This is a genomic window from Geobacillus sp. 46C-IIa, from assembly GCF_014679505.1.
Classification (GTDB): Bacteria; Bacillota; Bacilli; order Bacillales; family Anoxybacillaceae; genus Geobacillus.
The window spans coordinates 2998162-3023767 of record NZ_CP061474.1 but is presented as its reverse complement, the minus strand read 5'-3'; the positions used below and the strand labels follow the sequence as shown (position 1 = coordinate 3023767).

The 25606-nt window shown below is 55.5% G+C and carries 23 protein-coding genes and 1 pseudogene; 8 read left to right on the top strand and 16 right to left on the bottom strand.

Annotation, left to right across the window (positions count from 1 at the left end; genetic code table 11):
* The first annotated feature begins 59 nt into the window (after window positions 1-59).
* Window positions 60-1214, top strand: coding sequence for a saccharopine dehydrogenase family protein (locus IC803_RS15235; protein ID WP_081209741.1), 1155 nt, complete (start codon window positions 60-62; stop codon window positions 1212-1214).
* 115 nt (window positions 1215-1329) lie between these two features.
* Here IC803_RS15235 and IC803_RS15230 read toward each other — a convergent pair.
* From IC803_RS15230 to IC803_RS15180, 11 genes and pseudogenes are all read right to left on the bottom strand, one after another.
* Window positions 1330-1563: pseudogene (locus IC803_RS15230) on the bottom strand (MFS transporter); the annotation flags it as partial.
* 114 nt (window positions 1564-1677) lie between these two features.
* A complete protein-coding gene (locus IC803_RS15225; protein ID WP_081209736.1) occupies window positions 1678-2154 on the bottom strand; it encodes a (2Fe-2S)-binding protein in 477 nt (158 codons plus the stop codon).
* 21 nt (window positions 2155-2175) lie between these two features.
* Window positions 2176-3012, bottom strand: a complete 837-nt coding sequence (locus tag IC803_RS15220) for an FAD binding domain-containing protein (protein WP_081209732.1) — start codon at window positions 3010-3012, stop codon at window positions 2176-2178.
* The gene (locus tag IC803_RS15215; protein WP_081209728.1) at window positions 2999-5326 is read right to left on the bottom strand and encodes a xanthine dehydrogenase family protein molybdopterin-binding subunit; all 2328 of its coding nucleotides are present in this window, start codon (window positions 5324-5326) and stop codon (window positions 2999-3001) included. Before IC803_RS15215 ends, IC803_RS15220 begins: the two co-directional genes overlap by 14 nt.
* Entirely contained in the window at window positions 5313-5951 is a 639-nt protein-coding gene (gene pucB, locus IC803_RS15210) for a xanthine dehydrogenase accessory protein PucB (RefSeq protein WP_081209726.1), read from the bottom strand. The genes IC803_RS15215 and pucB overlap by 14 nt, the downstream gene beginning before the upstream one ends.
* Window positions 5948-6976, bottom strand: a complete 1029-nt coding sequence (locus IC803_RS15205; protein ID WP_081209723.1) for an XdhC family protein — start codon at window positions 6974-6976, stop codon at window positions 5948-5950. Before IC803_RS15205 ends, pucB begins: the two co-directional genes overlap by 4 nt.
* 2 nt (window positions 6977-6978) lie before the next feature.
* Window positions 6979-7422: a hypothetical protein gene (locus IC803_RS15200; RefSeq protein ID WP_081209720.1), complete on the bottom strand. Its 444-nt coding sequence runs from the start codon at window positions 7420-7422 to the stop codon at window positions 6979-6981.
* A complete protein-coding gene (locus IC803_RS15195) occupies window positions 7415-9670 on the bottom strand; it encodes a molybdopterin oxidoreductase family protein (RefSeq protein WP_081209717.1) in 2256 nt (751 codons plus the stop codon). Before IC803_RS15195 ends, IC803_RS15200 begins: the two co-directional genes overlap by 8 nt.
* Window positions 9671-9674: 4 nt before the next feature.
* A complete protein-coding gene (locus IC803_RS15190) occupies window positions 9675-9899 on the bottom strand; it encodes a hypothetical protein (protein ID WP_081209714.1) in 225 nt (74 codons plus the stop codon).
* 92 nt (window positions 9900-9991) lie between these two features.
* Window positions 9992-10168 (bottom strand): type II toxin-antitoxin system antitoxin, encoded by a 177-nt coding sequence (locus IC803_RS15185; protein WP_081209711.1) that lies wholly within the window; start codon window positions 10166-10168, stop codon window positions 9992-9994.
* A 15-nt stretch (window positions 10169-10183) separates the two neighbouring features.
* Entirely contained in the window at window positions 10184-11029 is an 846-nt protein-coding gene (locus IC803_RS15180) for an SPFH domain-containing protein (RefSeq protein WP_081209709.1), read from the bottom strand.
* A 179-nt stretch (window positions 11030-11208) separates the two neighbouring features.
* Between IC803_RS15180 and hutP the strand changes: the two genes are divergently transcribed.
* The 4 genes from hutP to IC803_RS15160 all read left to right on the top strand — a co-directional run bounded on the left by hutP (window position 11209) and on the right by IC803_RS15160 (window position 15377).
* On the top strand, window positions 11209-11655 hold the full coding sequence (hutP, locus tag IC803_RS15175) for a histidine utilization transcription antiterminator HutP (protein WP_081209707.1): 447 nt from the start codon (window positions 11209-11211) through the stop codon (window positions 11653-11655).
* A gap of 129 nt (window positions 11656-11784) precedes the next feature.
* On the top strand, window positions 11785-13299 hold the full coding sequence (gene hutH / locus IC803_RS15170) for a histidine ammonia-lyase (RefSeq protein WP_081209705.1): 1515 nt from the start codon (window positions 11785-11787) through the stop codon (window positions 13297-13299).
* Between the two features lie 416 nt (window positions 13300-13715).
* On the top strand, window positions 13716-14402 hold the full coding sequence (locus tag IC803_RS15165) for a TerC family protein (protein WP_081209701.1): 687 nt from the start codon (window positions 13716-13718) through the stop codon (window positions 14400-14402).
* Between the two features lie 42 nt (window positions 14403-14444).
* On the top strand, window positions 14445-15377 hold the full coding sequence (locus IC803_RS15160) for a D-2-hydroxyacid dehydrogenase (protein ID WP_081209699.1): 933 nt from the start codon (window positions 14445-14447) through the stop codon (window positions 15375-15377).
* Between the two features lie 43 nt (window positions 15378-15420).
* Here the strand turns inward: IC803_RS15160 and IC803_RS15155 are convergent, their stop codons facing one another.
* The 4 genes from IC803_RS15155 to IC803_RS15140 form a co-directional block, all read right to left on the bottom strand.
* Window positions 15421-16143 (bottom strand): LutC/YkgG family protein, encoded by a 723-nt coding sequence (locus IC803_RS15155; protein WP_081209697.1) that lies wholly within the window; start codon window positions 16141-16143, stop codon window positions 15421-15423.
* On the bottom strand, window positions 16140-17570 hold the full coding sequence (locus IC803_RS15150; protein WP_081209695.1) for a LutB/LldF family L-lactate oxidation iron-sulfur protein: 1431 nt from the start codon (window positions 17568-17570) through the stop codon (window positions 16140-16142). The genes IC803_RS15155 and IC803_RS15150 overlap by 4 nt, the downstream gene beginning before the upstream one ends.
* Window positions 17509-18306: a (Fe-S)-binding protein gene (locus IC803_RS15145; protein ID WP_081209850.1), complete on the bottom strand. Its 798-nt coding sequence runs from the start codon at window positions 18304-18306 to the stop codon at window positions 17509-17511. Before IC803_RS15145 ends, IC803_RS15150 begins: the two co-directional genes overlap by 62 nt.
* 108 nt (window positions 18307-18414) lie before the next feature.
* Window positions 18415-19140 (bottom strand): FadR/GntR family transcriptional regulator, encoded by a 726-nt coding sequence (locus IC803_RS15140; RefSeq protein ID WP_081209693.1) that lies wholly within the window; start codon window positions 19138-19140, stop codon window positions 18415-18417.
* Between the two features lie 312 nt (window positions 19141-19452).
* Between IC803_RS15140 and IC803_RS15135 the strand changes: the two genes are divergently transcribed.
* The 3 genes from IC803_RS15135 to IC803_RS15125 all read left to right on the top strand — a co-directional run bounded on the left by IC803_RS15135 (window position 19453) and on the right by IC803_RS15125 (window position 24009).
* Complete coding sequence (locus tag IC803_RS15135) at window positions 19453-21129, top strand: L-lactate permease (protein WP_081209692.1); 1677 nt, start codon at window positions 19453-19455, stop codon at window positions 21127-21129.
* A gap of 106 nt (window positions 21130-21235) precedes the next feature.
* Window positions 21236-22648: a glycolate oxidase subunit GlcD gene (gene glcD / locus IC803_RS15130; protein ID WP_081209691.1), complete on the top strand. Its 1413-nt coding sequence runs from the start codon at window positions 21236-21238 to the stop codon at window positions 22646-22648.
* Entirely contained in the window at window positions 22645-24009 is a 1365-nt protein-coding gene (locus IC803_RS15125) for a (Fe-S)-binding protein (RefSeq protein ID WP_081209690.1), read from the top strand. The genes glcD and IC803_RS15125 overlap by 4 nt, the downstream gene beginning before the upstream one ends.
* A gap of 240 nt (window positions 24010-24249) precedes the next feature.
* On the opposite strand, the gene mreBH is transcribed toward IC803_RS15125, so the two are convergent.
* Window positions 24250-25257, bottom strand: a complete 1008-nt coding sequence (gene mreBH / locus IC803_RS15120; protein ID WP_081209689.1) for a rod-share determining protein MreBH — start codon at window positions 25255-25257, stop codon at window positions 24250-24252.
* Window positions 25258-25606 lie beyond the last annotated feature (349 nt).

The window sequence follows — 25606 nt, the reverse complement described above, 5'->3', positions numbered from 1 at the left end:
AAAAGCAGCCGCCATGTGAACGGGTGAAAAAGAATCGGTGATAGAGGAGGAAGCGAACGGTGAAGGTGCTCGTGCTTGGCGCAGGGTTGATGGGCAAAGAAGCGGCGCGCGATTTGGCGCAAAGTGAAGGCGTTGAGGCGGTGACGCTGGCGGATGTCGAGTTGGCCAAAGCGGAGCAGGCGGTGCGGCAGCTTCAGTCCGAAAAGCTTGCCGCCGTGCGGGTGGATGCCGGTGATCAGCGGCAGCTGTCCGACTTAATGAAAGGGCATGACGTAGTTGTCAACGCCTTGTTTTATCGGTTTAACGAAACAGTGGCAAAAACAGCGATCGCTGCGGGCGTTCATTCGGTCGATTTAGGGGGGCATATCGGCCATATTACCGACCGGGTGCTTGAGCTCCATGACCAAGCCCGGGAAGCCGGGGTGACGATCATCCCCGATCTTGGCGTCGCTCCGGGAATGATCAACATTTTGTCCGGGTATGGCGCAAGCCGGCTTGATGAGGTCGAATCGATTCAACTGTACGTCGGTGGCATTCCTGTTCGTCCTGAACCGCCGCTCGAGTATAACCATGTGTTTTCGTTGGAAGGGCTTCTCGATCATTACACCGATCCGTCCTTCATTATTCGTGATGGCCAAAGGCAAGAAGTGCCGTCCCTTTCCGAGGTCGAGCCGATTTATTTCGACCGGTTCGGGCCGCTTGAAGCGTTTCATACATCAGGAGGAACGTCGACGCTGTCACGCTCGTTTCCGAACTTGAGGCGGCTTGAATATAAAACGATCCGCTATCGCGGCCATGCGGAAAAGTTTAAACTCCTCGTTGATTTGCATTTGACGCGCAACGATGTCGAAGTGGAAGTGGGCGGCCACAAAGTCAAGCCGCGTGATGTGCTGCTTGCCGTATTGACTCCGCTGCTCGATTTAAAAGGAAAAGATGATGTCGTCTTGCTTCGGGTGATCGTCGGCGGGCGGAAGGATGGAAAAGAAACGGTGTTTGAATATGAAACGGTCACGTTCAACGACCGCGAGCACAAGGTGACGGCGATGGCGCGCACCACCGCCTATACGATTTCCGTCGTCGCCCAGCTCATCGGGTGCGGGGTGATCACAAAGCGCGGCGTCTATCCGCCCGAGCAAATCGTTCCCGGAGATGTGTACATCGACGAAATGAAAAAGCGCGGGGTAGTGATTAGCGAGAAGAGAACGGTTCGTTGATAAAAAAGCATGGAGTGATGGGAAGAGGCAAATGATCACGTTAGAAAACACGACCGTTTCCCGGCGGGAAACGGTCGTGTTTTCGTTTTGCCCACAACGATTGTGCGGCCTGCTTTTATGCGGTTTTTGTCGCCGATGGCTCCCGTTTGCGCCAAGCAAAGAAAAGGAAAGCGGCAAGCGATAGCGCCATGGCGACCATAAACGGCGTTTTGGCGGAAATGGCATGGCCGATGGCGCCGGACAGCACCGGAGCGATGGCCGCTCCCATCCAGCGGACGAAGTTGTACATGCCAGAAGTGACGCCGCGTTCATACGGTGATGTTTCCATCACATAGTTCGTAAACAAGGATCACATTAACGTGAACGTTATATTTTTGTCAATAGGCATTTGGAATGGGATGGAAAAAACGTCGCACAAAAGAGGATATCCCCGCTAGACTCGGGATATCCGGTTATGTGAGGGCTATATGTCCGCTTTTTTTGCTTCAAGCGCTTCCTTTATCGCTGCCTCGATCTCCTGATAGCTCGTGCAGCGGCAAATATTGGACTCCAGCCATTCTTGAATCGTCGCTTGATCTGCGCCCGGATGCCGCTCGATGAGCGCATGGGCGTTCATAATAAAACCGGGGGTGCAATAGCCGCATTGAAAGGCGAAGTGACGGACAAAGGCATGCTGAATAGGGGCATCGCCAAGCCCTTCGATCGTGGTAATTTCTTTGCCGACTGTCTCCATCGCCAGCATCATGCATGATTTGATCGGCGTGCCGTCGACTAAGACGGTGCAGGCGCCGCAGTCACCGTTTAAACAGCCCGGTTTGGCCCCGGTCAGCCCGAGCCCGCCGCGCAAGACAAACAACAGCGTGTCGGCTTGACGGGCGGCGACCGTTCGTTGTTCTCCGTTAATGTGCAGCACAAGCTCCCGTTTTGTTGTTTCTTCCATGTCCGTATGTGAACCTCCCGTCTAGATGGTTTCCCCTAACTCGCGAAGCGCATCCTCGAGCAGTTGGGCAGCGACAAACAGCCGATAGTCCGCCGAGCCTTCAATATCATGCAAAATCGGGCGCGGAAAGGCGTTAACCGCCGCCTGAATCCGTTCGGCTGCGGGGCGGCTTCGGTCATTGAGGTGCGCCTCGACGTCAGCCGAGCGGAACGGGAACGGGCAGACGCCGCTAAAGGCGGCGTGAATGGCTTCGTCTTTTTTTAGCGCCGCGATGGTGACAAGCGGATAGCCGATTTCACCTTGCTTGCGGCGCTTGTGGTGAAAGTGGGGAAGTTCCGCATCGGAGCGGCGCACTTTGACTTGAACGACAAACTCGCCGCGGCCGAGCTGCAGCTGCTGATGAAACAAATCATTGATGCGGGACTGACGGACGCCGTCCGGACCGGCGATGACGATATCTGCCTCCGCGACGAGCAGCGCGAGCGCTGTTTCGCGGTAAAAAATTTGCCCGCATAGGTTGCCGCCGAGCGTAATTTGGTTGCGTGCCGTCCGGTCAGCAACTTCTTTCGCCGTCTTTGTCAACAAAGGGAACGGATTTGCTTCCTCGAGCTCGGTGAGCGGCAGCGCCGCCCCGAGCACGAGAGGATCGTTGCCGGCGTCAAGCACGCGGCATTCGGGAATGGCTTTGATGTCAATGACAGCGGTGGTAGAAACGAAGCCGAGGCGGGATAGGGTGATGATCTCCGTGCCCCCGCCATAATACAGCGGCCGTCTCCCTTTTTGTTCCATTTCCATAAACAATGCCACTGCTTCAGCGATCGACTGTGGCCGGTAGTAGGCAAAGTCAAAGGGAACCATAGCCGTCTCCTTTCTGTTTCCGCCAAATGAGTTCAGGAATGAGCGGCAGTTCGTTAAGCGGCACACCAGCGGCGAGCGATAAGGCGTTTGCCAAGGCGGCGGGCATGCCGATCAAGCCGTGTTCGCCGATGCCGCGCGCACCGTACGGAGCGTCGATTTGCGGGGTTTCGACAAACTCTACGATGTATGCTGGATGTTCGCCGAAGCGGATCGGCCGGTACGTGCGCAGCTGCGGGTTTAAGACACGTTGTCCTTGGTCAAAAAGAAACCCTTCACGGCTGGCAAAGCTTAACCCCATGCTCATCGCCCCCATCGCTTGGCCGAGCGCCGCTTTCGGGTTGAGCACTTTGCCGGCGTCAATGACCGCGTATGCTTTCACAACGCGATACGTGTAATCGCGGCGGTTGAACTCCACTTCGACCCCTTCGGCGCATACGCCCCACTCAGGCCCCGGTTTTCCGGCGCCGGTTTCCGGATCAAGCGGAGTCAAGTGGCGCAAAATGTAGTGGCCGCGCCCGATCACTTGCCCGCCGATGGCGTTGCCGTTTGGAAATTTGTAGCCGTAGGCAATGTCTTTTACTGGGATGAAAATGGCCGGATCATCGCGCAAAAAGACGCGTCCGAAGCCGACTTCCAAGTCGGCGGGCGCAGACCGCAACACACAGGCGGCGATCTCTTTCAGCTGGCGGATGGCGTCATCGGCGGCGGCCAAGGCCGCGCGTCCGGCCATAAACGTTCCGCGGCTCGCCACCGTTTTCCAATGTTCCGGTGTCGTTTGTGTATCGATGTCCATTTTGACATGAACGTCGTCCACGTTCATTTTCAGCCGTTCGGCGACCATTTGCGCGAGCACCGTTTTCGTGCCTGTGCCGATTTCGACGACGCCGGAGATGACGTTGACGCTGCCGTCGGAGTTGAACGTTAAAATGACGCCGGAACTCGCGTCGGTGTCGATCGTCGACGTTTTCCAACCGCCGCTGATGCCTTTTGCCCGGACGGTATAGGCGTTAAGTTCGACACGCTGCCACTCGTCCCAGCGCATCAGTTCGCGCAATCGATCGAGGCACGCCGCCATATCCCCGACATTGCTTTTCGTGAGCCGCACTTGCGTCGGGGTCGTATGCCCTGGGCGGATGGCGTTTTTGCGCCGCACGTCCCACGGGTCAAGCTGAAGCGCCTTTGCCAATTCATCGATGGCCCGTTCAATGGCAAACGACTGCTCGCAATGGCCGAAACTGCGGAACGGCGTCGCATACGGACGGTTCGTATAGACGCAAAGCGAGTCGCACCAGACGTGTTCGACGTGGTACGGGCCGGTGCAATCGACGGCTGCGGCGCGGCTGACGTCGATCGCTTTGTCAGAATAAGCGCCGCCGTCAAACAAAAAGACAATTTCCATCGCTTTGAAAACGCCGTCCTTTGTCGCACCGATTTTGACCGTTGCCTCTAGGCCGATATGGACGGGTGAGGTGACCATGTCACATTCACGGTCATTCCAGACGCTCACTTTTCGTCCGCCGACCGCCTTTGCGGCGAGGTAGGCGAGCAGTTCAAGCTGTACGGGCGCCTTGCCGCCGTAAGCGCCGCCGACAAGCGGTGTATGGACGATGATTTTGCCGGTTTCTTCGCCAAAGTACGTATGAATGAGCTTCTTGATCATAAACGGCGATTGCGACGAAGCAGTAATATGGATTGTGCCGTCCGGCCAAATTTCTGCTGTAGCGCAGCGCGTTTCCATTGCGGCGTGATCGGACGGGGCGAATGAGACGCTCGTTTCGATGATGACGTCGCTTTCTGCAAACCCTTGGTTAATGTTGCCTTTGCGGATTTTGGTCCGATGGGCGATATTTGTCCCTGGCTCAGGGTAGGTCGTTTTGTTTTTTTCGTAACGGCCGAGCTCTTCGTGAAGCAAGGGAGCGCCTTCTTTCAGCGCTTCGCGCGGCGAGCCGACCGTTGGCAGCGGCTCATAGATGATGCGGATGAGGCGGGCTGCCTGTTCGGCTTGCGCCAATGTATCGGCGACGACAACGGCGACGACTTCGCCGTAGTAGCGCACTTTATCAGCGGCGATCGGCGGGCGGTCGCGCATGTCTTCGCCTGTGAGCGGCAGCCCTTCGCCGGTCAGGACGGCGCGGACGCCGGGGGCGGCAAGCGCTGCGCTTGTTTCGATGGAGATGATGCGCGCATGGGCGTATGGACTAGTGACAAGCTTGGCGTGAAGCATTCCTTGTTCTTTGAAATCGTTCGTATACTTCGCCCGGCCGGTCACCTTATCCCATGCTTCTTTGCGGATGATGCTTTTACCGACGGCCACGGGGATGTCCCTCCTTTTTTTCCCGATAGATGACAGCGCGCTCATAATCGTCTTTTGTATCGATGTCCATGCCAACCGGCTCGCCGCCTTCGTATAAGAGGCCGCGCCACTGAGGGTCACGAAACAGCCGGCGTCCGCCTGCATCCCCCTCAAGCGCCAGCAGGGAAGAGAACATCTGCTTCCCAAAGATGACCGGAGGCATCGGCGTGCCAGAGCGGGAAAAGGCGATGTAATCAGGGCGGTGCCGGCGATAACGAACGGCAAGAACATCGATCGCTTTCGGCGTGACAAACGGCTGATCCGCCAATAATATAGCGGCGGCGTCCGCCCCTTGTGCGATCGCCTCTTGCAAGCCGCAGGCAAGGGAATGCGCCTGTCCGCGATGACAGGCGACGCAACGGACAAGGCGGCATTTGTCATGGCCCAGCAGCGTGTCAGGAAGCCAAACGAGCGCGTCGGCCGGTGGCACGACAACGATGACGGGTGAAAGGCAGGAACGAAGCGCTGCCTTGAGTCCGGCTGCCCCGAGTGTCCCATCTCCCCAAGGCAAGGCGCGCTTATCCGCTCCCATCCGTCGGCTCTGCCCAGCGGCTAAATAAATGCCGGCGATTGCACCCTCGCTCATCGTGCGGCCTCCATCGGCTGTGCGCGAAGGACGCTGATCAGCTCAGCAACCATGCTAATGGCGATTTCCTGGGGGCTGCGTGCGCCGATCGACAGTCCAACCGGTGAACGGACAAACGGCGGAGCCGAGCCGGAAGGAAAAAGGCGATCCGTGCGCCGCCGCGGCCCGAGCACGCCAAGGTAAGCGAGCGGCATGTCGGCTAACCATTGGACAAGTTCTCGGTCACGCTCGAACTGGTGGGTCATAATAATGACAAAGTCGCGTTCAGTAAGGTGCAGCTTCGGCACCGTTTCATGCGGAAAGCCGACAACCCAAGCGTCCGCGTCCGGTATGTGCGACGGCTGGCAAAACGCCGGGCGCCAGTCGCTGATGGTGACGGAAAAACCGGCCGCTTTGGCCGCCGAGACGAGCGGCGGGGCGTCCGGGCCGGCGCCGAAAATGACGAGGCGCGGTTTCGGCCAAAAGTGTTGGATGTAAAACGCGCCGCTGTCTGTTTCCTGCACCCCGTTCTGGCCGCGGAAAAACGGTGTGCCATGCAACGCTTTGAGCCATTCCGGCCTCGGCGGTGAAACATAGCCGCCGAAGCGCTCGCCTGTTTCGCTTTGGAAAAACGGTGGTTCCTTAGTCTGGGCGATGCTTCGCGCCATCAGCACATGTTCGCCGTGGTCAAGGCGCTGTTTCAACGCAAGCCAATCCGGTTTCGTCTGGCTTGTGACCGGCTCAAGCCAAACATGGATGACGCCGTCGCATCCGTTTCCTTGCCCCCACCCTCCGTCATCTTCTGCGCGCAAGTCAAACGATAGGGCCGCCGCCTGTCGGCTTGACAGCACCTCAAGGGCGTGCGCGGCCACTGCTTCCTCGAGGCATCCGCCGCTTAATAAGCCGGTTGTCTTTCCGTCTGCCCCGATCCACATCCATGTTCCTTCCTTTTGGTAGGCCGAGCCTTCCACGTCAATCGTGATGGCGAATACACCATCGTTCGGCGCGGCGGCCATGGCATTGAGCGCGGCATAGTAGCTTTCCATGCTTATCCTCCTTCCGCATGGCGCCAAAGGCGGTTAAGCTGTTGAAAACGCGGCGTGACGATCAATACACTTTCATAATGGCCGTAAGCGGCAGCCACCGTCGGCACGAGCTGCACAAGCGCGTACGTGAGCGCTTGAAGCGGCACGCTCGGGTGGAATCGACCGACCGCTTTGAGCATCTCGTTCGTTTCTGCCATGGCTTCGGCAGTGCGAAACAGTACGCTTAGATGGTATTTCGCTTCGTTTCGTTCAAGCGGTCCGCCAAGAAGGGCGGCGACGTGTTCGCCCAGCTCCTCCGCCAATGCGGCGAGCCGTTGAAAAAGCGGGTAGATGTACCGATGTTCTTGTACGTATGGGCGCAGCTGTTGCTGGATCTCTTCATTGGCCGCTTGAATGTCGCTGAGCAGACCGCTCATCTCTTTTCGATTGTCCCGTTGTTCATTCATGGCGATCCCGTTCTTTCCTTAGCCATTTTTCAAGTTTGCAAACGCCGTTTTTAAAATGCGGCTGTTTTGACACTTGATCCCACGTATCGAGTGTCAGCTCGTTTGCCGCTTCCTGCTCAAGCACTGACCCGTAGTGAAACGGAAGAAACACCATGCCCGGCAGCACGGAGTCGGTGAGGCGGGCGCGAACGATCACTTCGCCGCGGCGGCTTGAGACGCGCACCCAATCGCCCATTTGGATCTTCAAGCGGGCGGCGTCATCCGGGTGAATTTCCGCATACCCTTCCGGAGCGGACAGCTGCAAAAGCGGAGCCCGCCCGGTTTTCGTCCGCGTATGCCAATGGAAGACGTTGCGCCCGGTATTCAGCCAAAACGGGTATTCACGATCCGGCCATTCGAGCGGCGGCGACCAGTCGATCCCGTATAAAATGGCGCGTCCGTTGGCGCCGATGGCGGCGAACTCTTCGCGCGTCCGCGCCCGTCCTGTCTGTAGGTCGCGGCCGTATGACTCGGCCTCATCGACAGCCGTCGGAAACACGTTGTCGGTGTACAGCCGCTTTTTTCCTTCCGGATATTGTTCGTTGCACGGCCATTGAATGCCCCCAAGCCGCTCGATTTTTTCATATGTCATGCCCGACATGTCGCACGGACGCCCTTTTGAGACGAGACGCCATTCGTTAAATGCCTCCTCTGGTGTGCGGTAGGTGATGAGCGGACGCCCGCTTCGGTCGCGGAAACCCATACGCCGGGAAAATTCGATAAGCAGCTCCAAATCGGATGGCAAGCCGAACGGCGGGTCGACCGCCTTGCGAAGCACGTTGACGCGACGCTCCAAATTTGTCATTGTGCCTTCTTTTTCTCCCCATAAAGCGACCGGGAGAACGAGATCGGCGAACTCGGCCGTTTCGTTGAAAAACGGGTCTTGGACAACAAGAAACACCCGTTTGAACAATTCGATGACCCGCTTGCGGTTCGGCAGGGAAACGGCTGGATTAGTGGCGATCACCCAAAACATGCGGATGTGCCCTTCCTCGATCATCCGAAGCATCTCCATGACATGCGTCTGCGGGCCGACCGGCAGCGTCTCGACATCGACATTCCATAAATCAGCGATTTCTTGCAAATGTTTTGGGTTTTCATCGTTCCGGTATCCGGGGTAAAAGCCGGCGCCGCCGACTTCGCGGTTGGACATCGAGCTCGGCTGACCGGCGTGCTGAAACGGCCCCGCCCCAGGCTTGCCGATTTTGCCCATGATTAAGTGCATCGAATTGACGAGCGATGCGGCGGCCGTGGCGTCCATGCTTTGATAGACGCCTTGCAGCAGTACGGTGACGGTTGTTTTTGACGTGCCGATCCATTCGGCGCACGTTCGCAAATCGCGTTCTGGCACGCCGGTAATTTGTTCCACCAATTCAGGCGTGTAGCGGGCGGCCGTTCGCTCCAGCTGTTCGTATCCGACCGTATGGCGTTGGATGTAGCTGCGGTCGATCCAGCCGTTGGCGATGAGCAAATGAATCAGCCCGTTTAAGACGGCGACGTTCGTGCCGCTTTTCGGCTGGAGCGATAAGTCAGCCATTTTTTGGCTGATATCAAGGCGCGGGTCGATTTCCACGATTTTGGTGCCGCGCTTCCGTCGGGCATCGAGCACCCGTTCCCAGAGGACGGTGTTCGTCTCGTTCGAGTTCCGGCCGATAAATACGATGACTTCCGCAAGATCCAAGTCGTCAAGGCAGGCAGGAGGGCCGTCGGCGCCGAAGCTTTGGATAAGCGACCATTCCGCTGTTGCCGTGCATAGCCTTGTATTGGCGTCAACGTGGTGGGTGCGCAAACCGGCGCGGGTGATTTTCGCAATTGTATAATATTCCTCTAAATACAGCTGCCCGCTATGGTAAACCGCGATGCTCTCCGGGCCATGAGCGGAAAGCAATTCTTTCGTTTTTTCCACCAGCAGCGAAAGGGCATCATCCCAACTTGCTGGTACGAGTGTTCCGCTTCGGTTGCGGATGAGCGGCCGTGTCAGCCGGTCAAGGCTGTTGTTCGCCCACCATTGGTTTTCTCCTTTCGGGCCGAGCCGGCTGCGGTTGACCGGGTAGTAGACATTGCCTTTAATGCCGACGATGCGGTTGTCTTTGACCGCGATGTAGCAACCGCAGCCGTTTGAGCAAATGCCGCAAGTGGAATACACCCATTTGTCTATTTCGCCTTGTGTATATACGCTCATATCTTCGCGCGGCGTCTCCCAAGCCATGATGTCATCTCCTTACGAAGGATAAATGATCGGTCGTGATGATCGCTCGCAGCTGCTGGTACGATGGGTACGAAGATGTGTAGCGGATGGAACGGTACGGCAAAAACGGGGGAGGTGCAGGCGTCGTTGCAGCGTAGATGGGAAGCTGTGACGGCGGCACGCCTGTTTCGGCGCGAAACGGCGGCGTGATGAGCTGCCAAAAGGCAAGCGGCGGCAGCGGATGCGGCATCGGTTCGCCCCCTTTCAAAACAGGCTCTGCTATCATTATATTTCTGTAACAAATGCCCATGACTGAAAAACAAAGAAGCTAGCTGTTAACAGCTAGCTTCTTTGTTGATCCGTTTTTCCTTTCCCGAGCCGTCCGGCTCGCTTCGCGGCTTCCCGCAGCAAATACTCGATATGGCTGTTGACGCTGCGGAATTCTTCTTGCGCCCACTGTTCCAAGACGGCATACAATTCATAGTCAATGCGCAAAGGAAACTGTTTTTTCTTTGTCATCGTACTCCACAACCATCAGTATAGACTGCCGGTGTTGATCACCGGCTGGGTGGCGCGCTCGGAGACGATCGCGACCATCAAGTTGTTCACCATCGCCGCTTTTCGTTCATCATCTAACTCTAAAATGTTTTCTTTGTCAAGTTGTTCGATCGCCATTTGCGCCATGGACACCGCTCCTTCGACGATCTTTTTCCGAGCCGCCAAAATGGCGGCGGCTTGCTGGCGTTGGAGCATGGCGCCTGCAATTTCCGGAGAGTATGCCAAGTGGGTGAGGCGCGCCTCGATCACTTCGCCCCCAGCGACGTGCAAACGCTCTTGCAGTTCTGCAGCAAGCACATCGGAAATGACATCCGCATTGCCGCGCAGCGTGATTTCGTTGTCGTCTTCAAACGTATCGTACGGATATTTCGTCGCGACATGGCGAATGGCCGCTTCGCTTTGAATCTCGACAAACTGTTCGTAATCATCGACGTCAAACACCGCTTTGGCGGAGTCGACCACACGGAAGACAACGACGGCGGCGATTTCGATCGGGTTGCCCTGCGTGTCATTAACTTTCAGTTTGCTGCTCGTGAAGTTGCGCACGCGCAGTGATACTTTCGTCCGGAGCGTGAGCGGTACGGTGAGAAACAACCCGCTGTCGCGGATCGTACCGAAATAGCGGCCGAAAAAAGTGAGGACTTTGGCTTGGTTAGGTTGGACAATCGTGATGCCGGTTGCGAGCAAGGCTGCAAGAACGAAACAGACGATGGCCAATAAGAGTTGTGCCTGGATCAAGCTGATAAAGCTAGCCATCAGCAAGAGGGCAATGCAGCCGATGCCGATAAATCCATCCACACGCCATGCATTTTGTTCTCTCATACTTGTTCCTCCTCATCATAATATTTATTTGATATTTATATGATATCATATAATCCAAAAAACGGAAATAGATATTTACTGTGCTAACGATTTAATACACTAAAATATGGAAAATGTAATTGACATCGTTTTCATTGCCGTCATACAATAGAGAAAAAGACCAGCAGGTGTAGAAACCGATGGAGAAACAACAAGCGCGCATCGGCCGGCTGGCATTGCTGCTGGCGATGTTGGACGAAGGAGAGAAAGGCCCGGTCCTTCATCGGCTTGAGGCGCTCGCCTGGCGCTATTGCCAAGGGCGGGTCGGGGCGATGGAGCTGCAAAAAATCGTTGCGGCGATCGAGACGGCGGCAAAACGGCATGGAGTGGTTGACGGCGGCTTGTATCGCGAGATGCACGCCTTGTATCATGCGATTTTAGAGGCGGTGCACGGCGTGACGAGGGGGCAGGTGGAGCTAGGAGATTTGTTGAGAACGGCCGGTCTTCGTTTCGCCGTCGTGCGCGGCACGCCGTATGAACAGCCAAAAGAAGGGGAGTGGATCGCCGTCGCCTTGTACGGAACGATCGGGGCCCCGGTGCGCGGGCTCGAGCATGAGGCGGTCGGGCTCGGCATCAATCATATATAACGCGGCGGCTCGGATCATTCAATAGAGACGGATCAGCCTAAAGCAATGAGTCACGAGGAGGCGAATCTTGCCGGAAACGGCAGGGGCGCCTCCTTTTGTTTTTGGACATGAAGGAAAGGGGAGAAAGTGATGATCGTGTTGAATGGGCATTCGTTGACGCTTGACGAGGCAAGACGCGTCATTTATGGGAGAGAACCGGTGGCGGCTGATTTGGAGAGCATGGAAGCCGTTCGAAAAAGCCGTGCGGCTGTGGAACAGGCGATTGCCAGCGGACGGACGATCTATGGGGTGAATACTGGGTTTGGCAAACTCGCTGATGTGCGCATTGAAGGAAGCAGCCTTGAGCAGCTGCAAATCAATCTTCTCCGCTCACACGCCTGTGCTGTCGGCGAGCCGTTTGCTGAGGAAGTGGTGCGGGCGATGCTTCTGTTGCGGGCGAATGCTTTGTTAAAAGGGTGTTCCGGCGTGCGTCCGGCGGTCATTGAGCAACTGCTTACGTTTTTGAACGCCGGCATTCATCCGATCGTGCCCCAGCAAGGTTCCCTCGGCGCGAGCGGCGATTTGGCGCCGCTGGCTCACTTGGCGCTGGCGCTTGTCGGCGAAGGAGAAGTGATGTATCAAGGCCGGCGGATGCCTGCCGCTCAAGCGCTTTCGCAAGCGGGAATTCCGCCGCTCTCCCTGAAAGAGAAGGAAGGGCTGGCTCTCATTAACGGCACGCAGGCGATGACGGCCGTCGGAATTTTGGCTTACTTAGCGGCGGAACAGCTCGCTTACGACAGCGAGCGGATCGCCGCATTGACGATCGAGGCGCTTTATGGCGTGACCGATGCCTTTGACGCCCGCATCCACGAAGCTCGCGGATTTCCGGAGCAGGCGGAAGTGGCGGCACGGATGCGCCGTTATTTGGACGGCAGCCATCTCACAACAAGGCAAGGGGAGCGGCGCGTGCAAGATGCGTACTCGATCCGCTGCATCCCGCAAGTGCATGGGGCGTCGCTCAGAGCGCTCCGCTATGTGAAAGAAACGCTCGAAATCGAAATGAATGCTGCCACTGACAATCCGCTTATCTTTGCGAACGGAGATGTCCTTTCCGGCGGCAACTTTCATGGCCAGCCGATCGCCATCGCCATGGACTTGTTGAAAATCGCGGTCGCCGAGCTGGCCAACATGAGCGAGCGCCGCATTGAACGGCTCGTCAACCCGCAGCTTAATGAAGGCTTGCCGCCGTTTTTAAGCCCACAGCCCGGTTTGCAATCGGGGGCGATGATTATGCAATACGTCGCGGCTTCGCTCGTATCGGAAAACAAGACGTTCGCTCATCCAGCCAGCGTCGATTCGATTCCGTCGTCGGCCAACCAAGAAGATCATGTCAGCATGGGGACGACCGCCGCCCGCCATGCGTACATGATCGTGCAAAACGCGAGAAAAGTGGCGGCCATCGAGCTCATTTGTGCGTTGCAAGCGGTAGAGGAGCGCGGCATCGATCAGTTGGCGCCGTCAACAAGCCAGTTTTATCAGGAGGTACGCCGCATGGTCCCTTCCATTGTGGCGGACCGGGTGTTTTCCGATGACATCGAAGCGGTGGCGGCATGGTTGAGCGAAAGGGCAAACCATCAACTTCTCCACGATGAAACGAAAGCTTAGAAAAGGAAGAGGCATGACGGGCGCAGGTGGGGGAGCGTTCAAGGAGCGGTATTTCAAAAAACGGAAGTTAGATAGACCTTGAACCGCCTTGTTCCGCTAGAGATCGGGAAACCGCCCTCGGTGAATGTGGCTTGCTTCCTTCAATTTTTTCTGCAAAATTTGACCGTCTTTCCTTCCAGTTGCTTTCTCGTTAGGCCGAGGGCATTGGTGAGCTGTTCGAAAAGGGTAGTGATGTCATGAAAAAGCCGTGAAAAGCGCCCTTTCCCAAGCTGAGAAACCTTTGTAAAATCAGCGCCTCTTTTGTCAAATGAACGGATTCGGCGAGATCGGTCATTTTTCACCAGTCTCTCAAAGTTGTTCCCCTTGCAGATTTGCGGTAAGATGAAAAAGAGAGAAAGGGGAAAGGGTGGCTTCTGTTGACGATTTCAGCCGCGGCGCTGTTGGCATTATGGAAGATTATTGCGATTGATATCATTTTATCGGGGGATAATGCAGTCGTCATTGCGATGGCGACGCGACGGCTGCCGAAACATCAGCAAAACAAGGCGATTTTTTGGGGAACAGCGGGGGCGGTGTTGCTCCGCATCTTGTTTGCAGCCATCATTGTCTTTTTACTGAACATCCCGTTCGTTCACTTCCTTGGCGGATTGCTGCTCGTATGGATCGCCTATAAAGTGCTCGTCGAACGGGAAGAGGAAGCGAACGTACAATCATCAGACCGGTTGTTGAAGGCGATTATGACGATTATCATCGCTGATGCAGTGATGAGCCTTGATAACGTTGTTGCTGTCGCCGGGGCGGCTGAAGGGCACCTTGGCATGCTGGTCCTCGGGGTAGCCATCAGCATTCCGATCATGATTTTCGGCTCCAAAGCGATCGTCCGGGTGATGGAAAAACACCGATGGGTCGCGTACGTTGGGTCAGGCATTTTGGCGTGGACGGCCGGGAAGATGATCGTCGGGGATGAAGGGGTGCTCCACTTGCTTCATCTTTCGCATGGCCCGTTCGTCTATGCCGTCGCGGCCGGTGTGACGATTTTTGTTTTGACTGCCGGTTATATTGCGAATAAAAAAGCAGAGCGCGAAGAGGGGACGCTCATTTAAGCAAACGCGTTTTCTTTGCAGCGCCAGAGGTGATAGGAAGCGATGGAGATTCGACGCATTCTTGTGACAGGGCGGCTTTACGATGAACTCGCCGCCTTTCTTCCGGACAAGCGGCCGGATAAGGAATATCGTTTTGTCGCCGAGGAGGAGCTGAAAGCGGATGATTTCGCCTGGGCGGATGCGTACATCGGCTTTCGGCCGGCCGGGCCGTTTTCGCTCGCCAGCTTGCGCTGGGTGCATTCGCTCGGCGCGGGGGTCGACGCGTTTTTGTGGAAGCGGGAATGGAAGCCGGACGTGCTGCTGACGCGGACGATCGGGTCATTTGGCGAGCAGATCGCCGAATATTGCCTCAGCTACTTGCTGCGCGACGCCCAATGCCATGACGTGTATGCCTGGTATCAAGAACAGCGGCAGTGGAAGCCGGTCGCCCCGAAGCGTCTCGGCGAACAGCGGATTGTCATTTACGGGACGGGTGAGATCGGCCGACGCATTGCGGAAACGCTTCGTTGGTTTAGGGTTTCGCCAGTCGGCGTCTCGCGAAGCGGCCGAGACACGCCGCCGTTTTCGGCTGTTTACCGCCATGACGAGGCGGGAGAAGCGCTTGCTCGCGCCGATTGGGTGATCGCCGCGCTTCCGCTGACAGAGGAAACGCATCATCTCTTTGATGAGACGTTTTTTTCCTGCCTGCATAATGCGGGTTTTATCAATGTCGGCCGAGGAGCGACGGTCGAGGAGGCGGCGCTTGTCGGCGCATTGGAAAACCGAAACGTGCGCCTCGCCGTGCTCGATGTGTTCGAAGAAGAACCGCTGCCGCCGCACTCGCCGCTATGGGGGCATCCGCATGTCATTATCACTCCGCATATCGCGGCGCTCACCGCGGCGGAGGACGCCGCCCGTTGCCTGCTCGACACGCTCCGCCGCATCGAAACTGGGGAACCGCTTGACAATGCGGTCGATGTCGGCCGGCAATATTGAGCGAAAAAACGGTGCCCGATCAAGGGGCACCGTTTCATTTTGGTCAACGGTCGGTGACAATGATATACGCCGCTTTCATTGGTCCGTGAACGCCGACGACCAAGTTCATTTCAATGTCGGCGGAGTTGCTCGGGCCGGTGATGAAGTTGATGCACGACGGGACGAGGGCGCCTTTTTCGATTTGCTCGTGAATGATCGCCGCTGCTTGCGTCATGCGCGGCACGACGGTGCTTTTCGGAACGATGGCGATATACGTCTTTGGCAAAAAGTGAATGGCCCGCCCTTGCTCATTGCGGGAAAACAGCACGACCGTTCCCGATTCGGCGAGGGTGATGTCGCTAAAGGCGATGCCGACGTTCGCCTGTTCGGCAGCGTCAATGTTTTGACGGCCGAGCGCCGGATTCCACACGTGAACGTCCGTTTGTTCTGCCGGCCATTCGTCCTGAAGCAAGGGGGACAAGCCATACTCGGCAAAGCGCGGATCGTTTGGCACGATGACCGGCCCGCCGCCGTAGGCCGCTACTTGTCGCTTCAGCACGCCGGCCAGTTCGGCGCTTGTTGTCTCGATGTAGTCTGTATGAATGAGTGTGCACTGTTTGCGAAGCGCCATCAGCAAGTCGTCCTGGCTATAGCCGGCAAACACCGTCCATTGCGGCGCATAATCCCATTGCGGCCGGGAGACGCCGGACAGGCGGGGGGCTCTTCCGAGACGTCCGGCGATGGTTTGTAAAAACGCGTCACGGTTTTGAATTGTACCACGCGTCATGATGGATTCCCTCCTTTTTGACGATCGCGAAACCAGTCACGGAACCGCTCTTTGCTTGGCGCCGGAAACTCGCGGCTTTCTGTCCACGCTTTCAGCGGGCCGGGGCCTTTTGTGATGCGCCCGTCTTCGGCAAACGGGGCGAAGGCGCTTGGCGCCAACTTCGTGCCGAACCGGTACAATGACGGTGAGGCGGTCCCGAGACGAAACGCCTTCATCGCCAGTTTTTCCGCGACCGGCGCTTTTCCTTCCCGCTCAACGATGATTTGACGATGTTTGATGAGCAGCTCATGAAGCGGAATTTTCACCGGACATGCTTCCGTACAGGCGGCGCAAAGGGAGGACGCGTACGGAAGCTCCTTGTAGTCGTCGTAGCCGCCTAAGAGCGGCGACAAGACCGCACCGATCGGGCCGGAGTAAATCGAGCCGTACGAATGGCCGCCGATATGGCGGTATACCGGACAGACGTTGACACAGGCCGCGCAACGGATGCATTGCAGCACCGGCTGAAACTCTGTGCCTAAGATCGATGAGCGCCCGTTGTCGACGATGACGAGATGGAACTCTTCCGGTCCGTCAGCGTCGCCTTCGTCGCGCGGGCCGGTGAGGACGGTGATGTAGCTAGTCAATTTTTGCCCGACGGCGCTGCGTGTCAACATGCTCACAAGCACTTCCATTTCTTCAAATGTCGGAACGATCCGCTCCATTCCCATGACCGTAATTTGTGTTTTCGGCAGCGCTGTCACTAAGTCGGCGTTGCCTTCGTTCGTAACGAGCGTGATCGAGCCTGATTCGGCGATGGCAAAGTTGCAGCCGGTGATGCCGATGTCAGCCGTCAAGTAGTCGCGCCGCAGCATCTCGCGGGCATGGCGCGCGAGTTCAACGGGATCCGACGATTTATCATAGCCAAGCTTGCGACGGAAGACATCGCGGATTTGCTCTTTGTTTTTATGGAGCGCCGGACCGACGATATGCGACGGCGGATCATGATCATCGATTTGCAAAATGTACTCGCCGAGGTCAGTTTCGACAACGTCACAGCCGATGGCCTCAAGCACCGGGTTTAAGTTGATTTCTTCGGTGACCATTGATTTTGATTTGACGATTTTTTTTGCTTGTTTTTCCAAGGCGATGCGGCGGATGTAGTCGTTCGCTTCTTCGGCCGTCTGGGCGAAAAAGACGTGGCCGCCCCGTTTGGCAACGTTTTCACTAAGCTGCATTAAATAATAGTCCAAGTTTTCGAGCGTATGCTTTCGGATTTGTTCGGCGAGCGAGCGCCACTCCTCCCAATGGCCGAGCTCTTCAATGACGCCAAGCCGCCGCACATAGCCGCGGTCTTGCATGCCGGCGACCGCCCCGCGCATAAAATCATTTTGCAAGTTTTCCTCGACCCGTTTCCAAAACGGCCCGTTTTCGATTTTCATCGGCATCGTCGTTCCCCTCCTTTTCGTTGCACTGATTTAACACTTCGGCGATATGCATGACGCGAATCGCTTTGCCAAGCCGCTCGATGCGCCCGCCGATGTTCATTAAACAACCGCAATCGGCGCCGATTATGTAGTCGGCGTCCACTTCTTCGATATGCCCGATTTTTTCATCTACCATTTGTTCGGAAATGGGACCCATTTTGACGGAAAACGTGCCGCCAAACCCACAGCATTGATGAGCGTTCGGCAGCGGAACGAGCTCAAGTCCTTTGACACGTTTTAATAAGTGGAGCGGCGCTTCTTTCACGCCAAGAAGACGCGTCATATGACAGGACGTATGGTACGTCGCCCGCCCGGGGAGCGAGGCGCCGACATCTTCGACGTTCAGCACGTCAACGAGAAATTGGGTCAGCTCGTACGTTTTCCCCGCTAGGCGCTTCGCTTCGTCTTCCCATTCCGGGTCGCCATGGAAGATGTGCGGGTATTCTTTTAACATGGCTGCGCATGAACCGGATGGGGTGACGACATAGTCGGCATCGGCAAACGCGCGCATCATTTGTTTCATCGCCTCTTTCGCTTCTTGGACATAGCCGCTGTTATATGCCGGTTGTCCGCAGCACGTTTGCGCCTCCGGAAAATCAATCTCACAGCCGAGCCGCTCGAGCAGTTCGACGGTCGCTTTGCCGGCATCCGTATAAAAGAGATCGATGAGGCAGGTGACGAATAACGATACTTTCATGTATTCTCCCTCCTGTTTATCTAGTTGGATGAGCAGGTCATCTGATGACTATATGTCTATTATAAACGATTTTTTCAGATTTGTCGTTCTATTTTGCAAAAGACGCACTCAGTTTGGCTGCTGAGTGCGAATGTAGCGGCGGAGCACGTTTTCGACATTGGTCAAATGCTCAAGCATGCGCGCCTGAGCCGCGTCCGGATTTTGATCACGAATGGCTTCGAAAATGGCCTGATGTTCGGCAAGCAGCTTTTCGGTCGTCGTTTGTTTTGAAAACAGCCATATGCGCCGTGTTTCCCGCATCGTTTCGACAATCATGCCGGAAACGCTGTTCATAATGCTCATAAGCATCGGGTTTTGCGACGCCGCCGCAATGGCCATATGGAAGGCCAAATCCGCTTTCTCGCCAAGCTCATCGCTGCCGATCCCTTCTTTCATCTGTCGAAGCGCTTCTGTCATGGCGTCGAGGTCGCGGTCCGTCCGCTTCGCGGCGGCGAGCGAGGCGGCGCCTGCCTCAAGCAGCTTGCGCACTTCAAGCAAATGCCAAATATCTTCCTTGTTCATTAAGACGGCAATGGATAAGGGAAACGTCATCATCGTTGGATCGAATTCGCGCACGTACGTTCCTTCTCCTTGTTTGAGCTCGATCAGCCCCATCGCCTTCAACGCAGTGAGCGCTTCGCGAATGGCGGCCCGTCCAACTTGAAACTGTTCGGCCAGCTGCTGAACGGAATCGAGTTTATCACCGGGTTTTAGCTCCCCGTTTTTAATCATATCAAAAATGGCTTCGGCCACTTCTTCATAAATTTTTTTTGTTTTAATCCGTTTAAAAGCCAATGGATTCACCTCAAATACGATTTAAAGTAGATTTCCGATTGTGAGGAAGGAAATCTCCTGCAATGTCTATTATGATACAGCATCATGGGCCGAGACAAGCGCTTTTTGTAGCTGGGGAGAGGGTGCAGTGAATGGAAAGTTCAAAAAAATGAAAAAACACCTATTGTCTTTTGCCGAAAACGCTTTTATAATTTGAGACAGACGGCGTTTCTTATCCGGTCATCTGATGACTGGAAGAGTGAAAGAGAAAGATAAGCGGGCGATCATTTGCAAACGCCGCCAAGTCGGGCATAAAGGGGAGGAGAAAACCGCATGCAGTGGAAGCAAGATTTTACGCCAATTGCTGATCAGCTTTGGTTATCAGCCATTGTCGCACTCATTCCGATTTTGTATTTCTTTTGGGCGTTGGCCGTCAAACGGATGAAAGGGCATGTTGCGGGGCTGACGACGTTGCTGCTTGCTGTTGCGCTGGCTGTGATCGCTTACAGAATGCCTGCTGGAAAGGCGGTCATGTCGGTGACGCAAGGCGCGGTGTACGGGCTGTTGCCGATCGGCTGGATCATCATTACGTCTGTCTTTTTATATAAGCTGACGGTGAAGACCGGCCATTTTGACATCATTCGTAACTCCGTCGTTTCACTCACCGAAGACCGGCGGCTTCAGGCGCTGCTTATCGCCTTTTCGTTCGGGGCGTTTTTGGAAGGGGCTGCTGGGTTTGGCGCACCGGTAGCGATTTCGGCAGCGCTTCTGGTCGGGTTAGGGTTTAACCCGCTTTACGCTGCGGGCATTTGTTTGATTGCCAATACGGCCCCGGTTGCGTTCGGGGCGGTCGGGATTCCGATCATCTCCATGGAAGGGCCGACTGGCGTGCCGGCGATGGAAATTTCGAAAATGGTTGGGCGGCAGCTCCCGTTTTTATCGGTGTTCATTCCGTTCTATCTCGTGCTCATTATGGCGGGCTGGAAAAAGACCGTGGAAGTATTTCCGGCCATTATCGTCTCGGGTGTGTCGTTCGCGCTGACGCAATATTTATCGTCAAACTTTTTAGGACCGGAACTGCCGGACATTTTGTCCTCGCTCGTTTCAATCGTCGCGTTGGCTGTTTTTTTGAAATATTGGAAGCCGAAAAGTACATTCCGTTTTGCGACGGAGTCGGAGGTGGCGGCTGCCGGGCAAGCGGCTCGTGCAACGCATCGCGGTGGGGAAGTGTTCCGCGCGTGGTCGCCGTTCCTCGTGCTCACAGCTCTGATCTCGCTTTGGGGCATCCCGCAGGTAAAGGCGGCGCTCACCGGTCACTATGGAGGAACAAACGCGTTGCTGAAGGCAGTCAATGCCATTGGTTCGCATTTGACGTTTATGCCGCCGGTGCCGGGCTTAAACAACCAGATTTTGAACGCGAGCGGTCAGCCGATTGCGGCGGTGTATAAGCTTGAACTGCTTGGTGCGGCCGGCACGGCCATCTTGCTGGCGGCGGTCGTGACAAAGTTCATTGTCGGCATTTCATGGAAAGACTGGGCGCAAACGTTTGTGGAAACGTTGAATGAGCTGAAATATCCGATTATCACCATCGCTTCGGTCGTCGGCTTTGCCTATATCGCCAATTCGTCAGGCATGAGCACGACGCTCGGGATGGCGTTGGCGAAAACGGGGTCGTTCTTCCCGTTCTTCTCGCCGATTTTGGGCTGGCTCGGCGTGTTTATTACCGGTTCGGATACGTCGTCGAACTTATTGTTTGGCAACTTGCAAAAAGTGACGGCGACATCGATCGGCATGGATCCGGTGTTGGCATTGGCGGCCAACTCATCCGGCGGGGTTGTCGGGAAAATGATTTCGCCGCAGTCGATCGCCGTTGCCTGCGCAGCTGTCGGCTTGACGGGCAAAGAATCCGACTTGTTCCGCTTCACAGTCAAACATAGCTTGTTCTTAATTATCTTGATTGGCATTCTCGTTTATTTGCAATCGACGGTATTGTCATGGATGATTCCATAACGGCAACGAAGGGGGGACGAGGCTTGGCGAAGGGGGAAGAGAGGCGCCAAGCCCGGCCCCTTTTCCGCTATCAACGAGCGCCAATCACTCTGGAGAGGTGAGAGAGTTGATTCCAAACGAAGCGAAAAAACGGTTGATTCAAATCGTCGGGGCGGAAAACTACGATGATACGAAAGCAGGACGGCTTGTTTATTCTTACGATGCGACGCCGCAGTTCCAATCGCTTCCCGATGCGGTCATTGCGCCGCGAAATACACAAGAGGTAGCGGAAATTGCGAAAATTTGCAACGAATATCGCATCCCGATTGTGCCGCGCGGATCGGGAACGAACCTTTGCGCAGGCACATGTCCGGTTGAAGGCGGCATCGTCCTGCTGTTTAAACATATGAACCGCATTTTAGAAATTGACGAAGAAAACTTGACGGCGACCGTTCAACCGGGCGTGATCACGCTTGACCTCATGAAGGCGGTTGAGGGAAAAGGACTGTTTTATCCGCCGGATCCGGGGTCGATGAAAATTTCGACGATCGGCGGCAATATTAGCGAAAATTCCGGCGGTCTGCGCGGGCTGAAATATGGCGTGACGCGCGATTATGTGCTTGGATTGGAAGTCGTCTTGGCCAATGGCGATGTCATCCGCACCGGCGGCAAGCTGGCAAAAGATGTGGCTGGCTATGACTTAACTCGCCTGTTTGTCGGATCGGAAGGAACGCTTGGCATCGTCACCGAAGCAACGTTGAAACTGATCCCGATGCCGGAGACGAAGCAGACGATGCTCGCTCTTTATCAAGATTTAGAGGCGGCTGCCCGTTCTGTGTCGAAAATCATTGCCAATCAAATCATCCCGGCCACATTGGAGTTTCTGGATCAGCCGACGTTAGAAGTTGTCGAGGACTACGCCCGCATCGGTTTGCCGACCGATGTGAAAGCCGTTTTGCTCATTGAGCAGGATGGGCCAAAAGAAGTGGTGGAACGCGATATGAAAAAGATGGCTGATATTTGCCGTTCGGAACAAGCTGTGTCCGTTGAGCTTGCCCGTTCAGAGGAAGAGGCTGAGGCGCTGCGGACGGCGAGACGGGCGGCGCTATCGGCGCTAGCGCGCTTGAAACCGACGACGATTTTAGAAGATGCGACCGTGCCGCGTTCGGAAATTGCGAAAATGGTGAAAGCCATCAATGAGATCGCTGCGAAATATCAACTGAAAATTTGTACGTTCGGCCATGCCGGCGACGGCAACTTGCATCCGACCTGTCCGACTGATGCCCGCAACCGTGAAGAAATGGAACGGGTTGAAAAAGCGTTTGAAGAAATTTTCGCCAAAGCGATTGAATTAGGGGGAACGATCACTGGTGAACACGGCGTCGGGGCGATGAAAGCGCCGTATTTGGAATGGAAGCTCGGCCCGGCCGGCATTGCCGCCATGAAGGCGATCAAACAGGCGCTCGACCCGAACAACATTATGAATCCAGGCAAAGTGTTCGCGAAAAGTACGAGAAAACGGGTGGTGGTGACTCGATGACATCGAAGACGGACCAAGCGCTTATTCAAAAAGCGTTTCAAGAGCGGATGGACGAGGATGAATTGATGAACTGCATGCGCTGCGGCTTTTGTTTGCCGTCGTGTCCGACGTACATTGAATCCGGGCAGCAAGAAGCTCAGTCGCCGCGCGGGCGGATCGCCTTAATGAAAGCGGTCGTGGACGGGCTGATCGAGCCGGATGAGGAAGTCGAACGGTCGCTTAGCCTCTGTTTAGGCTGCCGGGCATGTGAACAAGTTTGTCCATCTGGCGTCCGCTACGGCCATTTGCTTGAAGAGGCGCGCGATATCATTGCCCAACATAAGCGGATGCCGCTTCACGTCCGGCTTGTGCGCAAGTTTGTCTTTGCCGGGCTGTTTCCGCATCAAGAGCGGATGCGAAAGGCCGCGTCGTTTCTTGGATGGTATCAGCGCTCCGGCTTGCAGACACTTGTTCGCAAAACCGGACTCCTTCGCCTGCTGCCCGCTTCGTTCCGACAAATGGAGCGCGTGCTGCCCGACGTTCCAACCGCAAAAGAACTGAAAAACCGGCCGCATCGCCTGAATCCAGATGGTTCGGCAAAAAAACGGGTCGCCTTTTTCACCGGCTGTTTGATGGATACGATGTTTATGACGACAAACGATGCGACGATGCGTCTATTGCAGCTCGCCGGTTGTGAAGTCATCATTCCGCCATCCCAAGGATGCTGCGGGGCGCTGCACGGGCATGGTGGGGAAAAAGAGCTGGCGAAAGAACTCGCGAAGCGAAACATTGCTGCTTTTGAACAGTTGGACGTTGAGTATATTGTGACGAACGCCGGCGGCTGTGGTGCGTTTTTGCTTGAATATGACCATTTGTTAAAGGACGATCCCGAATGGCGCGACCGAGCGGCAGCGTTTGCGGCGAAAATCAAAGACATTTCTGAAGTGTTGGTCGAACTCGGGTTTCACCAACTATCGCTTCGCGTTGCGCCGCAAACGGTTACCTATCAGGATTCGTGTCATTTGCGCAACGTGATGAGAACAGCAGCAGCCCCGCGCCGCCTGTTGCAAGCGATTGAAGGGGTCGAGTTTCGCGAAATGAAAGACGCCGACCGCTGCTGCGGTTCGGCCGGCATTTACAATCTGGTTGAACCCGAGATGTCGATGCAAATTTTAGACTATAAAATGGAAATGGCAAAGCAAACGAGGGCAACGACGATCGTCACCGCCAATCCGGGGTGTTTGCTGCAAATGAAGCTCGGCATCGAGCGAGCCGGGTTGACAGAAAGCGTTCGCGCTGTCCATCTTGTCGATTTGCTGCTTGAGGCGGCCGAAGGGGCGCAAGCGGCAAGAGGGGAAGAACGCATCCGGCAAACCTCATAAGGCGAGGCCGGTGTCATTTCGATGCAGATCGGCTGCGCCAAACGTGATGAAAGGGAAGAAGGTCCCGTTATAAAAGAAAAACCCCGCCATGGGCGCGGGGTTTTTCTTTATGGTAGTGAAGCCCTCCGTTGCGCTCGTTCGCTATGTTGCCGAACGATGAAACATGGTTTTCATGATGAATAGTGAGGAGTCCAGCTGCACCATGCGGCTGTCCGCTCGTTTTTGAGGGAAATCAGCTCGCTACAGCACCGCGTCGAGCCGTTTCGGCATCGCCCGCAACGCCTTCCCGGTGCCGATGGCGACCGCCTCGGCCGGGTTTGGTGCCACATGCACCGGCACATGCAGTTCAGCGCTGAGCCATTGCTCAATGCCGTGAAGCAAGGCACCGCCCCCGGTGAGAACAATGCCGCGGTCGATAATATCGCCGCTTAGTTCGGCTGGGCACTCCTCAAGGACGGCGCGAATGGCTTCCGCGATTTGCAGAAGCGATTCCTTGATGGCATGTTGCACCTCAGCCGGATCAAGGGAAACGGCCTTAAGAAATCCGGTGACAAAATCGCGGCCGTGAATGGTCATCGTTTGCGCCAAGCCAGCTCCCGGCGCGCTGCCGACTTCGATTTTCACTTGTTCGGCCGTCTGTTCGCCGATTAGCAAATTGTAGCGCTGGCGAACATATTGCATAATGTCTTCATCAAGCTGGTTGCCGCCGATGCGAAGCGAGCGGCAGGCAACAACGCCGCCAAATGAGATAATCGCGGCTTCCGTTTTGCCAGCCCCTAAATGTACGATGACGTTAGCGACGGGTTCACCGACCGGCAAATCAGCTCCAATGGCCGCTGCGACCGGCTCTTCAATGAAATGAATATGCTTCGCTCCACAATGTTTGGCGATTTCATAAAAAGAGCGGCGCTCGACGGAGGTGGCGTGAAACGGAACGCTCATGACGATGCTCGGTTTTTTGAAGGCGAGGCCGAGCTGTTTGCTCGATTGTTTGAAGACTTGCTGCAACAACGCTTTCGCTTGGTCAAAATCGGCGATGACGCCATTTCGCAGCGGATAGGTGACCTCGACGTGGGACGGGGCTTTGCCGATCATTTGCTTTGCTTTGTTGCCGATCGCCATCAGCTTGTCCGTTTGACGGTTATAGGCGACTGCCGCCGGTTCGTCAAACAGCAGCCCTTTCGTTTGACTAAACAGCCGGACATTCATCGTCCCTAAATCGATGCCCAGCTCTGAAGAAGCAAACAATGAAAACACCTGCCTTTATCCAAAATCGATGAACGGACAACAAATCATCATCTATAACATTCGACATAGATTGTCTATTTATGTCTGTCATGCGAGAAGGACGGTGATGCACGAGGACACATGCTTCTCAACGATGGGGTTCAAATGGAGCAATTTTGTCACATCGGTTTCCCATTTCCTCGTTCTGTCCCACACCAACTAGAGGCGACGACTTTTTCCGTTTGGCTTTTAGACGGATGCCCATGAATGGTTTATGTGGCTTATTCAGAGCAGGAAGTGTAAAAAATTTTTTTGTTTTTATGTATAAAAAACAAAAAGGTAGGAAATGAATAATACCGTAACGTTTTCC